Source organism: Chloroflexus sp. (assembly GCF_049970315.1).
Lineage (GTDB): Bacteria > Chloroflexota > Chloroflexia > Chloroflexales > Chloroflexaceae > Chloroflexus.
Window position 1 is genome coordinate 55,381 of sequence record NZ_JBMFNE010000015.1, and the last position, 13,083, is coordinate 68,463.

Consider the following 13,083-nt stretch of genomic DNA (forward strand, 5'->3'; position numbering starts at 1 on the left):
CTGTGGCTTCACTTCAAAAAATCTTGTTTGTTGAAGACGATCCCGATATTCAGATGGTGGCACAGCTCGCACTCGAAGCAGGCGGGGGCTATACCGTGCAGATGTGTAGCTCTGGAATGGAGGCACTGGCCGTCGCCGAGCAGTTTGCCCCCGATCTCATTTTGCTCGATGTGATGATGCCGGGAATGGACGGGCCAACTACCCTCACCGAACTACGCAAGAAGCCGACGCTGGCCAATACACCGGTCGTCTTCATGACGGCCCGGGTTCAGCGACACGAAATCGAACAGTATCTGGAGCTAGGCGCTGCCGATGTCATCTCAAAACCATTCGATCCGATGACGTTATCAAGCCAAGTTGCAGCAATCTGGACGAAAGCTCATGAAACCGGATCCCGCTGAACAGTTTGAAGCGTTACGACGCCGATACGCAACACAAATTGCCGATCGCATTCAGGCCATCGTCGATGCGTGGCGTCGGCTTGAGCAGAGTGGATGGGACAATAGCATCGGTACCGAGACACGGCAACTGGCTCACCGGTTAGCCGGCTCTGCCGCTATGTTCGGTTTTGCCGATCTGGGTGCTGTTGCCCGCGAGATCGATATTGGCCTGAAAGAGTGGCTGGAAAACGGCCGGTCACTCAATACAATGATCCGTCACCATCTTGCCCAGCAGATCGAACACTTGCAGCGGATGCTACGTGAGGGCAACGTCACTGCGGTACTGCCACCAGACCCCGCGCAACCTTCGGCAGTACTTTCGTCACTACCACCCGAAGCTGCACCGGTTCCAGAGTCGCCTCCTGCTTCACCATCGCCGACATCGCCGCCACTAACCCCGTAGACAGTAGCGGTGCAAGAGGCCCGTAGCTACCCTCATTCGATCATTATTGTCAAGGATGATCAGGCATTCGCCGCCAATTTAAGCGAACAACTGCGTCTCTTTAACTACGCTGTTCATGTCTTCCACGATCTCGAAGGACTGCTGACCGTGGTGTGAGTACTGAACCCGGCGGCGGTTGTTATGGATATCATCTTTCCCAACGGCGATCTGGTCGGCATCGAAGCTATCGCCATCGTTCAGCGTGAGCGTACCTCCCCACTTCCGGTTATCTTTGTGTCACAGCGGGATGATTTTGCAGCTCGCTTGGCCGCAGTTCGCAGTGGCGGTCATGCTTACTTTACTAAACCGGTTGATGCCGGACGGTTGATCGATGCCCTCGACCGTCTCACCGGCTCAGAAGAGAATCAACCACTGCGCGTGTTGATCGTCGACGATGACGCCGACTTTGGTCAGCAATGTGTCCAAAGTTTAGAAGCGGCCGGCATGATCGCGTGAGCAATTGCCGACCCCCGCGAAACGCTCGAACAACTACAAGCATTTCAACCGGATTTGGTCATTCTCGATATGTATATGCCGCTCTGCAACGGCAAAGAACTGGTCAGTATCATCCGCCAACAAGATCGTTACGTTGCAATACCGATTGTCTTTCTCTCGGCAGAAACCAATCGCCAACAACGACAATCGGCACTGTCGCTCGGCGCCGACGATTTTCTCACCAAGCCGATCGGCCCATCAGAACTGGTCGCCGCCATCTCAGCTCGCGCTACACGTGCGCGCCATATCCGCCGTTTTCTCATCCGTGATAGCCTGACCGGCCTACTCAACCATCAGGCGGTTGAAGAGGAACTGGCCCGCGAGTTTGCCCGCGCCGAACGACTGAATCAGCCATTGGCAATTGCCATTATCGATCTCGATCATTTCAAACGGATCAACGACTCGCATGGTCACGTCGTCGGTGACCATGTTTTGCGGAGCTTTGCCCGCTTACTCCAACAACGCTTGCGCAAGAGCGATCTGATGGGGCGGCACGGCGGAGAAGAATTCTTAGTTGCGTTGCCGAATACTTCATTAGTTGAGGCACTCACACTGATCGACACCGTGCGCAGCAGTTTTGCGGCATTACATCACTATGGGCCGGCAGGTATGTTCGGTGTGACGTTCAGCGCCGGTATTGCCGGCTATCCACAGCATCGCAGTCTGATTGGCATGATGCAAGCAGCCGATCAAGCACTCTATCAGGCCAAACGAGAGGGACGCAACCGGGTTGTGGTTGATACTACCGGTCAAGAGTCGGTGCCGGGTGTCAAAGAAGGATCGGAGATACCCTCAACTGTGCCCGTACCCACCTGGCGCACACTCGTTATCAGCGCCAACGGAATTCAACGGCGATTGCTGCGGCAAGCTCTCGGCGCGCATGGTCTGATGTACGATATGATCGACAACGTCGAGCGTGTGCTCACCTACGAAGCACCGATTCCGCCCAATCTCTTGTTGGTTGATATGACCCAAATCGAAGGGTAACGTACCGCACACCTCGTTCTCCTCCGCGAACGATTCGACAAGGCATGGATTATCACGATTGCACCGGTTGCCGCCGAACCGCGTGCTGCCACGACGGTGGCCTTCGGCGCCGATGACTATCTCTTGACTCCGCTAGCTCCGAGCGCCCTGACGGCCATACTTGATCGCTTATCTGCATCTGAGAGGAGCCATGAATGAAACCACCAACACTACTCATCGTTGATGATGATGCTGCCGTCGCTGAAATGATCGAACTGATGTTGCGCAGTGCCGGTTATGAGGTACGGCGGGCGGCCAGTGGCGAAGAGGCGTTGCAACAGATGTTTAAAGCACCACCCGATGCACTTATCTGTGATGTGCTCTTACCGGGCATCGATGGGTATACGCTGGGTAAGCGCGTGCGTCAGCACCCACTGACGAGAACGCTGCCGATTCTCATGCTGACCGCGCAAGGTGATATTAGTGCCAAGATTGCCGGTTTCGAGGCCGGCGCCAATGACTATCTGGCAAAACCGTTTGAACCGCCTGAGCTGATCTATCGGGTCAAAAATCTGTTAACTCGCTTTACCGGCGAAACGCCAAGCACCTCGCTACCACCTGGCAAAATCATCGCCATGTTTGGGGCCAAAGGTGGGGTTGGCAAAACGACGAACGCCGTCTCATTAGCGCTAGCGATCCGCCTGCGTACCCGAAAACGGGTGATCATAGGTGACGCCGACCGCAACTTCGGCGACGTTGCGGTCCATCTTAATATCGCACCGACGCGCAGTATTGTCGATATTGTGCGTGGTGGAGATGAGATCGAACAAGAGATGGTCACCCAGGTGTTGTTATCCCACCCCTCAGGCTTACAGGCATTGCCGGCGCCACCACGCCCCGAAGAGGCCGAGTTAGTGAACGTCGAACACATAACGTGGATTCTTGATTTGTTGGCGGTAAGTGCCGATTATGTGATCGTCGATTGCCAAACGAGTTATGATGATCGTACACTCTCGGTGTTTGATCGGGCCGATCATGTGTTGTTAGTGATCACACCTGAAATCGGTCCATTCAAAAATACGAGCCTCTTCCTTAATTTAACGAACCAATTGGGGATCGACCAACAAGCGATCAGTATTGTCTTGAATCGAGCTAACTCAGGCGTGGGAATTGGGGTTGGTGAGATCGAGCGTGTCCTACGCCGCAGGATCAATTTGCATGTCATCAGTGGCGGTCAACCGGTCGTCACGGCCGTCAATCGCGGTACACCTCTCATTCTCGAACAATCGAAACATCCTTTCGTGCAACAGATTTTGTATCTTGGCGATCAACTCATCAAGCAGTTAGATACCAAATCAACCGTCCAGACTGCCACACCGGTGTCGTAAGGATCCCTACGGTGGCGGGATGGCGGTTGGTTCTTCGACTGGGGTGGCGGTTGGTTCGTCCGCCGGCGGGGCGGTTGGTTCTTCGACTGGGGTGGCGGTTGGTTCGTCCGCCGGCGGGGCGGTTGGTTCGTCCGCCGGCGGGGCGGTTGGTTCGTCCGCCGGCGGGGCGGTTGGCTGTTCCACCGGTGGCAACGCAGGCGGTGGGGTGTCGGTCGGCACTATCACGGGCGGTGGGGGTGGGGGGATAAAGATCGGCACAGTTGGCGTATTGGTCACCGGGATCAGATCGTAAGGAGTGGCCGTCGGTGAAGGGGTAATGGTCGGCGAGGGCGTGAGTGTCGCAGTCGGCGATGCGGTCACCGGTACCGGTACCGTCGGTGTCAACGGTGACAAACTCGTTGGCGAAACAGCCGGCTGCGTGCCATTTGGCTCACCGGTCGGCAGCAAGAGGGAACTCACAAACGCAATACCACCAAACGCATACCCAATCAGCACCACCACCAATACGATCAGCAGGCTACTATAGATCAGTTGATCGCGCGGGTTGAGATCGGCTAGCCATGCTTGCAGCCCAGAAGCTTCGGTTGTCGCCGATGGCGCCACTGCCGCCGGTGAAGTAGTCATCGAAGGCACAGCCGAGGTTGACGTTGTAGGGAATGGCATACCCATGTATAATGGGCAACGGACATGAGAAGCCGATAAACAGTAGCGCACTTGATAGTCAGGTTCAACCTGCGGAATCTCTTGCGCTTGCCCGGCTGCATAACAACGATGCTCTGGAGTGGGCGAGGCAAAGCGGATCGCCTGATTTTGTTTCAAGCCGAGGTATGGGCAGTGTCCTGACGGTTCGGTCATATCAATGGCGCTCCTCATCACCGAATCGCTGCCAATTATACGCTTTGGCAGTAAACATCGTCAAAATTACGGTACAGTATGCGGATCTTGATCCTCTCTGATATCCACTCAAATCTTGTCGCACTCGAAACTGTTTTAGCCGATGCCGGTTCGTTTGATGCGTTGTGGTGTCTTGGGGATACGATTGGCTATGGTCCTGCCCCCAATGAATGTATTGAGTTGATGCAACAACACGCAACGATAATGCTCACCGGCAATCATGATTTGGCGTGTCTGGGCAAGATTAGTCTTGACGACTTTAACCCTGATGCCCGCCGAGCAAACCTCTGGAATGGTGCTCAACTGAAACCGGCAAACCGTGAATGGATGTCGCCACTTTCCCCAGCCCGCTCCGCCAATGACCGTTATTACCTGGCCCACGGTAGCCCGCGTGAACCGATCTGGGAATATCTACTCATGCCCTCGCAAGCGATAGCCAATCTCGAATGGTTCGGCGAACCGGTCTGTTTGATCGGTCATTCACACGTCCAATTCGCCTTTCGTTGCCCCAACGGCGAAGAACGCTGCGAACGGATTATGCCCGATACGAATACCCAAATCGTGTTGAACGACGATGCGCGTTATTTTATCAATCCCGGTAGCGTAGGCCAACCTCGCGATCACGATCCGCGGGCAGCCTATGCCATCCTTGACACCGAAACAAACACTCTGACCTTTAAGCGGGTTGCCTACGATATCCAACGTACTCAAGAGCAGATGCGTCGTTACGGACTACCGGCAGCTCTCATTTATCGCCTCAGTGTAGGGATGTAACACGTATGTCACTCGAACAACGCTACCGCCAACAGTTTGCCGGCTCGGCGATACTGGCCGAACGTGCTCGCCAACGCTTCCCCGGCGGTGCGACCCACGATGGTCGTTACGCCGATCCGTTCCCCTTGTTTATGGAACGAGCGAGCGGGCCGTATAAGTGGGATGTGGATGACAATCGGATGATCGATTACTGGTGTGGTCACGGCGCGCTCTTGCTTGGTCATGGTCACCCATTGATTGTCGAGGCTATCGAACAGCAAGCGCCGGTCTCGACTCATCTCGGTGCTAGTCATCGGCTCGAACTTGAGTGGGCCGATTTGATCGCCGAACTGATACCGGCAGCCGAGCGGGTACGTTTCACTGCATCGGGTAGTGAAGCAACGACCCTCGCTCTCCGCCTTGCCCGCGCAGCCACCGGCAAGACAACGCTGGTCCGATTTGCCGGCCACTTTCACGGCTGGCACGATGCTCTCGCGCCCGGCGCCGATCCCGACGATCCCAATCGGGGTGTGTTGCCTGAAACACTGGCCAACTTGATCATCTTACCCACCGATCTCGATCAGGTCGAGGCAACACTCGCGACACGTAACGATGTTGCAGCCGTGATCCTCGAGCCAACCGGTGCTTCTTACGGTTCAATCCCTCTACCCACCGATTTCTTACCCGGCTTGCGTGCGATTACCCAACGGTATGGCGTCCTACTAATCGCCGATGAGGTGGTCACTGGTTTTCGGGTCACACCCGGCGGCGCTTGCGCCCGTGCTGGTGTGATGCCCGATCTGGTTTGTTTGGCTAAGATTGTGGCAGGCGGTTTACCGGGTGGTGCGTTAGTCGGACGTGCCGATATTCTCGATCTGCTGGCTCACGATGAACACGGGCCACGCGGCAGGATCCGTCAGCAGGGCACCTTCAACGCTAACCCACTCTCGGCAGCCGCCGGTATTGCCATGCTGCGCGCCGTTGCGACCGGCGAACCCGGCACGATTGCGGCACAACGCGGTACAATGCTGGTGCGGATGCTCAACGATGTCTTCACTGCCCGCCGACTGCGTGGTTGGACGGCGTTTGGCGATGGATCCATTTTTCACATCTTCGCCGATCCGGCTACCGATGTCGAGCCGGGGGAGATTCCACAGAACGTCCCACTGGCAACGTTAAAACGTGGCGGTGATCCTCAACTCTTGCGCCGATTGCGGATGGCGCTTCACTTGAATGGGGTTGACCTTATGCGTGGCCGCAGCGGGTTCGTGTCAGCAGTGCATAGCGAAGCAGATATACATGCGACCGTCGCGGCGGTGGATGCGGCAATTGAGATGGTATTGCGTGAGGAAGCTTAGCAATTGACGTGCCGGTGGCGTTGCACCCTGGCACGATGTTGGTGTTGCCTATACAGATCACGTTTGCCAACAGAGCAGCACGACCGCGTGACACAACCTGTTCACGTCTCCATCAGGAGCAGGGACGGAAACAGCTTGGGCAGCTCTGCACTTTCATTGCTCATTGAAGTCACAAACGTTTAAGAGATAACGCTATTGTCCATTGCATTGGGATTCCGTTATGCGAACACAATCGATTACCCTACCCCGTTCAGGGCTGTTTATCGGGTTTGCCGTGTTATTAGCCTTCGCGTTACTGATCACAGTACCGACCAATTCCGACTGGTGGCAGATTGTCGTTTTGGGAATTGTGCAGGGCATTACCGAATGGCTACCGATCTCGTCAACTGCTCACCTGCTCCTAACCAGCGAACTGCTCCGCTACCAAGGTAGTATCGGTGGTACCTTTGAAATCGCCATTCAATTCGGTACCGTTTGTTCTGTCCTACTCTTCTACTGGCGCGATCTCCTCGACCAAGCACAGGCCCTGATCGGACGCGGCGATCCGGTAACGATATCCACAGCCCGCACGCTCTGGCTCGGTGTGGTCATTGCCTTCATTCCGGCGGCAGTTGTTGGTATCTTAGCCCGTAATTTTATCAAGGCTGTCCTGTTCGAGTCGCCGTTGGTGATCGCCATTGCACTCATTGGCGGCGGGATCATCTTCCTCTGGATCGAACGCACCCGCATCGCACGACCGGCAACAACTGCCGATTTCACAACGATTTCCCCTCAGCGAGCACTAATCGTCGGAATTGCCCAGATTTTTGCGCTCATTCCCGGTGTATCGCGCTCAGGCTCCTCAATCGTCGGCGGGTTGTTGGCCGGATTCGACCGCCCAACTGCGACGGCATTTTCGTTTTACCTTGCCATGCCAACCCTCGGCTTAGCAACCATCGTTGATCTGATCGGCAGTCTTGATCAGGTGCAAGCGGGTGATTGGGGCCGATTGTTGCTAGGGGCAACGGTAGCGATGATAGTTGGTTATGGCTGCATCGGTTGGTTGTTGCGCTACATCGCCACCCACAACTTCACAATGTTCGGTTACTACCGGATTATCGCCGGAGTATTGATCATCGGAGCAGTCATCGCAGGGGTCTTGTAAACTCGTGGTATGAACGACGAACGAGTTGACCAACACTTAACACCCGATACACCACTTACAGTTGCAGGCGCCATATGGCTCGCCCGATTATCGAGCGCCGGCCTCGACGAAGACGACGACGATCTCGATGAGCGCACCCGTGAGCAGCAGCGTCACCATGCCCGTCAAACCATTGCCAGTTACGAGATCGCGCTGCGTCTCTTTACCCGCTGGGCCGAACGCAATGGGAAAAACCGGCTGGGTGACTTACAGATCGGCGATCTGGTGGCGTATGCCCGCACCCTGCGCAAACGTAGCTACGACCTTTCGCAGCGAGCAGCAGCAGCACGAGCCGAGGGTCAGCCACGCGAACGCCTCTCCGAACGCACCATCCACGCCTATGTTCGTCCATTGTTCGGGTTCCTGGCCCTCGCCGACTCGCATGGCGCCATTCCGTTTCGGGTCGCTGCCGCTCGCCCTGAGGTAAGCCGCGTGTTGCCGCGGTTACCCGATCCGGTCGCGCCAACCCCACCCGACCTGCGCCGGTTGGTGCGGTTTTACGACAAACCTCACGGCGAAGAGCGTGAACGGCAAACACTGACCCGCCTGCGCAACGCCGCCCTTCTCCACTTCCTCTTTTCGAGCGGGGCGCGCATCTCCGAGGCGCTCAGTCTCGATGTCGGTGATGTGGCCCGCGACCGTAGGGTTTTGGCACGGGTTATCGTGCGAGGGAAGGGCCGGCGAGAAGGTACGCTCTTCATCCGCAAACACGCTGAACTGGCCCTGCACCGGTACCTCACGACACGCAATTGGCCATCGGCACGCGAACCGCTGTTTGTCGCCTTCGATCCACGTACCGGGGGCGAACGCCTCTCCCGAATTAGTGGTTGGCGGATCGTGACAACCGCGGCCCATGCCCTGGCCGATCAGATGGAGTTGGAGGGCAAGGCCGACGAGGCAGAATTGTTACGTCAAGTAACCCCTCACACGTTTCGCCATTTCGTCGGCTACCACCTCCTCAACGAAGGAGTAGCGCTGGCCGAAGTTTCGCAGATTTTACGCCACCGCAGTGTTGAGGTTACCCGTAGCTTCTACGCCAGCTATGCAGATGTGCAATTGCAAGAAGTGCATGACCAATTCAGTGCCGACCCATGGCCTGATACCGATGAATAGTGCTGTGATTGTGGGTCGAAGCACATTCTGCCAATTACGAAAGAAATTTGTTGTATAATACATTACACATCCCATTGCATCATCCCGATACGCAGCAGAGAGGCTGTCATCGGGCAGAGGAGTTCTTATGGCCGAGATCATTCCCCTGACGCCGGCCGGCACCGAGGCCCCCGCCGAACCGTTTCGCGGCGGCGCGTGTAAGCTGCATCCGCAGACGATGTGTCCTGCGTTCGGTGCATTGCGCGTACTGACCCGGATCGAGGGGGCACAACCGGCAATGGTGACCGATACCGGCTGTTTGTACGGATTGACCTTCGTTACGCACTTCTACGCAGCGCGCAAGAGTATCGTCGCGCCGGCCCTCGGCACTGCCGAACTATCGAGTGGCAAGGTACAAGAGGCAGCAAATGCAGCCATCGCCGAAGCAGCTACGGCAGCAAACACTTCGTTCATTCCGGTTATCTCCCTCTGTGTCGCCGAGACGGCCGGTCTGGCCGAGGAGCTGTTGCCGAAAGAGGTTGATGGTAAACCGGTGATTTTGGTGCGCGTACCGGCTTACGCGATCCATTCCCATCCCGAAGCAAAAGATGTCGCGCTGGCTGCCGTCATGCGACGGTTTGTTGACACCAATCGCGAGCACGAACCGGGCACACTGGCGCTGATCGGCGAAGTCTTCCCCGCCGACCCATTGTTGATCGACGGTGTCGTGCGGAAAATGGGTGGACGGGTGGTGACAACTCTGCCCGGACGGCACGTTGACGAGATCAAGCAGGCCGGGCGAGCGACTGCGGTAGCAGCCCTGCACCCATTCTACCGCGAAACGATTGGCGTATTGCGCGAGCGTGGTGTCGCCGTGGTCAGTGGGGCACCGATTGGGGCTGAAGGAAGTGCAGCCTGGTTGCGCGCAATTGGCGCAGCCCTCGACCTCGATGAAGATGTGGTTGAGCGGGTAGCTACGGAGGAAGAGGCGACTGCCCGCGGCTTCCTGGCGAGTAAACCGCTGCAAGGGGCGACGATCCTCGTCTCTGGTTACGAGGGTAACGAGATGCTCTATGCCCGTTTGCTGATTGAAGGCGGGGCACGGGTACCCTACGTTAGCACCAGTATTGGGCCTAGCGCCCTCACTGCTGCCGATGAGGCGTGGCTCAAGGCACACGGGACTGAAGCGATAATCTATCGCAAGACCTTAGAAGACGACAAAGCTGCGATGGATCATTGGTCGTTCGATCTGGTGATCGGCACCACAACCTTAGCAGCATATGCCAAAGAGAAGGGTATTCCCTCGGTCTACTACACCAACATCCTCAGTGTCCGTCCACTCTTCCTTGCCGGTGGGATGATCGCTTCACTCAGCTTTGTGCGCGATCTGCTCAACCGTAAACCGATCTACGACCGCATGTTGGCATTCTTCGAGGGAACTGAGGAGCGGGAGGCACGCGCATGAGCATTACGCTGATTCGTGATATTTCCGATACCAGTAGCTACTGGGGTGCGTCTTGGGTGTTCGGCTGCTTCCCCGATGTTCATATTGTCTGTGATGCACCGATTGGCTGTTACAACCTGCTCGGTATGGCAGTGACCGACTATACCGATGCGCTACCCCACATGGCGAACCTCACCCCGACCTCGATCCGCGAGGAGGATGTGATTACCGGTACCGCCAAGGCGCTTATCCGTACCATTGACGATCTGCGCACGATGGGGATGCTCGAAGGGAAGCATCTCTTGGTCGTTTCGACCGCCGAGAGCGAAATGATTAGCGCCGATCATGCTCAGTTGGTCAAGCAGATCGATCCGGAAGCTCGTTTCTTCTGGAGCCAGTCGCTCGAGCAAGACGAGTGGGTCGGGCGTGAGCGAGCATTGGTGTTTGCGTGGGAACAGTACGGTAAGCCGTTCGTTGCCTCTGATGTGCAACCACGTCCGCGCACGGTCAATATTATCGGGCCGACGTTGGGATGTTTCAATGCGCCGAGCGACCTCTACGAACTGAAGCGGTTGATTACCGGGATTGGCGCGGAGATCAACCTCGTTTACCCCTACGAAGGCAGCATCGCCACTACACCAAAACTGGCCGAAGCGGCGGTTAGTGTAGTGATGTACCGCGAGTTTGGTCAAGGCTTGGCCGAAGCGTTAGGCCGACCCTACCTCTTCGCACCATTCGGAGTCTTTGGCACCACTGCGTTTCTGCGCGAACTAGGCCAACTCCTTGGGATTGAGCCGGAGCGTGTCGAAGCCTTCATCAACCACGAAAAGCGTACCACACTGCAACCGGTGTGGGATCTGTGGCGCGGCCCGCAGAGTGACTGGTTCGCGACGGTTGATTGCGCCATTGTCGCAGCGCGCAGCTACGCCGACGGGTTGCGCAGCTTTCTCGGCGACGAGCTGGGGATGAAGATCGCGTGGATCTCGGGGCGACCCCGTCGCGACGACGAGCCGGATAATATCGAGATTCGGAAGCGGTTGCATACCAAAGCGCCAGCGTTCGTGTTCGGTAGCATTAACGAGAAGATCTATCTGGCCGAAGCTAATGCGCGTGGCACGCACTACATTCCGGCCACCTTCCCCGGCCCGGTTGTGCGCCGTACTACCGGTACCCCGTTTATGGGATACGCCGGGGCAGCGAACATCATGCAGGAGTTGGTTAATCGCTTCTACGAGACGGTGATCAACTTCTTGCCGGTCGAGACGGTGACGCCGACAGCAGGTGGACCACCGCAGCCAACCTCTGCCGAGACGATACCGTGGACGAAAGAGGCAACCGACCGGCTCAACGCTGCTCTCGATGCGGTACCGTACCTTGCTCGCATCAGTGCTAGCCGCTCACTGCGTGCCGCCGCCGAACAAGCAGCACGGGCGCGCGGATTGAAAGAAGTTACCCTCGAGATTGTCGAAGCGGCAATTGCTCAAGGCACAACCTCGTGATATGCTGAAAGCGGAGCGTTGGCACATTCCACGCTCCGCTACAACAGCCGATCACGAAGTGTGGAGCAATACAGCATGCACGTTTTAGTTACAAACGATGATGGGATCGACAGCCCCGGCCTGTGGGCGTTAGCCGGCGCCATTCGCGCCACCGGCGCCCAGGTTAGTGTGGTCGCTCCTGCCGAAGAGCAAAGCGCGATGAGCATGGCACTCCCACCACTAACCAACCGTGAACTGTGCGCAATTATTCCCCCTCCCGAACTCGATGGCATGTTAGCCTTTGCCCATAACGGATCACCGGTCAGTTGTGTCACCGTGGCAATCCGTAGCGGTGTCTTGCCACCGATTGATGCGGTGGTTGCCGGGATTAATCGTGGCCTCAACAGTGGCACCAATGTGATGCTCAGCGGTACCGTCGGTGCCGCAATGATCGGTGCATTGTGGGGGCTCCCGGCGATGGCCGTCTCGTTACAGTATCGCGGCCCTGAACCGATGCCGTGGTCTACTGCGGCATATGTCGCGCAACGACTCTTTCCATTACTCGAACAGATTCGCGGCCATGAGCCGTTGGTGCTGAACGTCAATGTTCCCCATCTCCCTTCACCAAGCGATATACGTGGCTTTCGCCAAACCCGGCTCTCGGAGTTTTTTTTCGGACACTACGTTGATATTGATCTGCATCCGCCTGCTCCTGTCGAGCGAACCCAGATCACGTTCCGCTTTGTTCGTGAACGCTTGCCCACATTTGCGATTGACACCGACGATGGGGCTGTCCTGGCCGGCTATGTTTCGATAACACCCCTCCGCCCGATGATTGACGGTAGTCCAATTCGCCTCGAGCTGCCGGAGCAGGTTTAGTCGCAAAGAATGCAGAGGGAGCAAAGAGTGTTAACGCAAAGGCGCAAAGACCGCAAAGACCGCAAAGACCGCAAAGACCGCAAAGACCGCGAAGATTTTGATGCAGAGGGGTAGAGGGGGTGGTGTACGTAGCGCGTTCTTCGTGCCGTTTACGCCCTCTGCACCCTCGGCGTCCTTTGCGTCCTCCGCGCCTTTGCGTCCTCCGCGCCTTTGCGTCCTCCGCGCCTTTGCGTCCTCCGCGCCTTTGCGTCCTCCGCGCCTTTGCGTCCTC

General features: G+C 56.9%; 14 protein-coding genes. 13 read left to right on the forward strand and 1 reads right to left on the reverse strand.

The window, feature by feature from the left end:
• Positions 1-2: 2 nt before the first annotated feature.
• The 6 genes from ACP5OT_RS11495 to ACP5OT_RS11520 all read left to right on the forward strand — a co-directional run bounded on the left by ACP5OT_RS11495 (position 3) and on the right by ACP5OT_RS11520 (position 3,731).
• On the forward strand, positions 3-401 hold the full coding sequence (locus ACP5OT_RS11495) for a response regulator (RefSeq protein ID WP_424676374.1): 399 nt from the start codon (positions 3-5) through the stop codon (positions 399-401).
• Positions 382-843, forward strand: coding sequence for an Hpt domain-containing protein (locus ACP5OT_RS11500; protein ID WP_424676375.1), 462 nt, complete (start codon positions 382-384; stop codon positions 841-843). Before ACP5OT_RS11495 ends, ACP5OT_RS11500 begins: the two co-directional genes overlap by 20 nt.
• A 9-nt stretch (positions 844-852) precedes the next feature.
• Positions 853-999 carry a hypothetical protein gene (locus ACP5OT_RS11505; RefSeq protein ID WP_424676376.1) on the forward strand — a complete coding sequence of 49 codons (147 nt, stop codon included), beginning with the start codon at positions 853-855 and terminating at the stop codon, positions 997-999.
• A 3-nt stretch (positions 1,000-1,002) separates the two neighbouring features.
• A complete protein-coding gene (locus ACP5OT_RS11510) occupies positions 1,003-1,338 on the forward strand; it encodes a response regulator (RefSeq protein ID WP_428112431.1) in 336 nt (111 codons plus the stop codon).
• A gap of 3 nt (positions 1,339-1,341) precedes the next feature.
• Positions 1,342-2,364 (forward strand): GGDEF domain-containing response regulator, encoded by a 1,023-nt coding sequence (locus ACP5OT_RS11515; protein WP_428112433.1) that lies wholly within the window; start codon positions 1,342-1,344, stop codon positions 2,362-2,364.
• 194 nt (positions 2,365-2,558) lie between these two features.
• Positions 2,559-3,731 carry a response regulator gene (locus tag ACP5OT_RS11520; RefSeq protein WP_428132190.1) on the forward strand — a complete coding sequence of 391 codons (1,173 nt, stop codon included), beginning with the start codon at positions 2,559-2,561 and terminating at the stop codon, positions 3,729-3,731.
• 6 nt (positions 3,732-3,737) lie between these two features.
• Here ACP5OT_RS11520 and ACP5OT_RS11525 read toward each other — a convergent pair whose 3' ends face one another.
• Positions 3,738-4,586 carry a hypothetical protein gene (locus tag ACP5OT_RS11525; RefSeq protein WP_428132193.1) on the reverse strand — a complete coding sequence of 283 codons (849 nt, stop codon included), beginning with the start codon at positions 4,584-4,586 and terminating at the stop codon, positions 3,738-3,740.
• A 78-nt stretch (positions 4,587-4,664) separates the two neighbouring features.
• Between ACP5OT_RS11525 and ACP5OT_RS11530 the strand changes: the two genes are divergently transcribed.
• From ACP5OT_RS11530 to surE, 7 genes are all read left to right on the forward strand, one after another.
• The gene (locus ACP5OT_RS11530; protein ID WP_428132195.1) at positions 4,665-5,399 is read left to right on the forward strand and encodes a metallophosphoesterase family protein; all 735 of its coding nucleotides are present in this window, start codon (positions 4,665-4,667) and stop codon (positions 5,397-5,399) included.
• A gap of 5 nt (positions 5,400-5,404) precedes the next feature.
• A complete protein-coding gene (locus ACP5OT_RS11535) occupies positions 5,405-6,736 on the forward strand; it encodes an aspartate aminotransferase family protein (protein WP_424677464.1) in 1,332 nt (443 codons plus the stop codon).
• A gap of 220 nt (positions 6,737-6,956) precedes the next feature.
• The gene (locus ACP5OT_RS11540) at positions 6,957-7,880 is read left to right on the forward strand and encodes an undecaprenyl-diphosphate phosphatase (RefSeq protein ID WP_428132198.1); all 924 of its coding nucleotides are present in this window, start codon (positions 6,957-6,959) and stop codon (positions 7,878-7,880) included.
• 9 nt (positions 7,881-7,889) lie between these two features.
• Entirely contained in the window at positions 7,890-9,032 is a 1,143-nt protein-coding gene (locus ACP5OT_RS11545; RefSeq protein WP_424677462.1) for a tyrosine-type recombinase/integrase, read from the forward strand.
• Positions 9,033-9,159: 127 nt separating this feature from the next.
• Positions 9,160-10,476, forward strand: a complete 1,317-nt coding sequence (gene bchY / locus ACP5OT_RS11550; protein WP_428132200.1) for a chlorophyllide a reductase subunit Y — start codon at positions 9,160-9,162, stop codon at positions 10,474-10,476.
• The gene (gene bchZ / locus ACP5OT_RS11555; RefSeq protein ID WP_424677460.1) at positions 10,473-11,954 is read left to right on the forward strand and encodes a chlorophyllide a reductase subunit Z; all 1,482 of its coding nucleotides are present in this window, start codon (positions 10,473-10,475) and stop codon (positions 11,952-11,954) included. The genes bchY and bchZ overlap by 4 nt, the downstream gene beginning before the upstream one ends.
• A 75-nt stretch (positions 11,955-12,029) precedes the next feature.
• On the forward strand, positions 12,030-12,812 hold the full coding sequence (gene surE / locus ACP5OT_RS11560; protein WP_424677459.1) for a 5'/3'-nucleotidase SurE: 783 nt from the start codon (positions 12,030-12,032) through the stop codon (positions 12,810-12,812).
• The last annotated feature ends 271 nt before the right edge of the window (positions 12,813-13,083 follow it).

Excerpts from the sequence above, each read along its gene's own strand:
- ACP5OT_RS11535 (WP_424677464.1), top strand. The coding sequence starts at position 5,405 with ATGTCACTCGAACAACGCTACCGCCAACAGTTTGCCGGCTCGGCGATA.
- ACP5OT_RS11545 (WP_424677462.1), top strand. The coding sequence starts at position 7,890 with ATGAACGACGAACGAGTTGACCAACACTTAACACCCGATACACCACTT.
- ACP5OT_RS11500 (WP_424676375.1), top strand. The coding sequence starts at position 382 with ATGAAACCGGATCCCGCTGAACAGTTTGAAGCGTTACGACGCCGATAC.
- bchY (WP_428132200.1), top strand. The coding sequence starts at position 9,160 with ATGGCCGAGATCATTCCCCTGACGCCGGCCGGCACCGAGGCCCCCGCC.
- ACP5OT_RS11540 (WP_428132198.1), top strand. The coding sequence starts at position 6,957 with ATGCGAACACAATCGATTACCCTACCCCGTTCAGGGCTGTTTATCGGG.
- ACP5OT_RS11520 (WP_428132190.1), top strand. The coding sequence starts at position 2,559 with ATGAAACCACCAACACTACTCATCGTTGATGATGATGCTGCCGTCGCT.
- ACP5OT_RS11530 (WP_428132195.1), top strand. The coding sequence starts at position 4,665 with ATGCGGATCTTGATCCTCTCTGATATCCACTCAAATCTTGTCGCACTC.
- ACP5OT_RS11525 (WP_428132193.1), bottom strand. The coding sequence starts at position 4,586 with ATGACCGAACCGTCAGGACACTGCCCATACCTCGGCTTGAAACAAAAT.
- bchZ (WP_424677460.1), top strand. The coding sequence starts at position 10,473 with ATGAGCATTACGCTGATTCGTGATATTTCCGATACCAGTAGCTACTGG.
- surE (WP_424677459.1), top strand. The coding sequence starts at position 12,030 with ATGCACGTTTTAGTTACAAACGATGATGGGATCGACAGCCCCGGCCTG.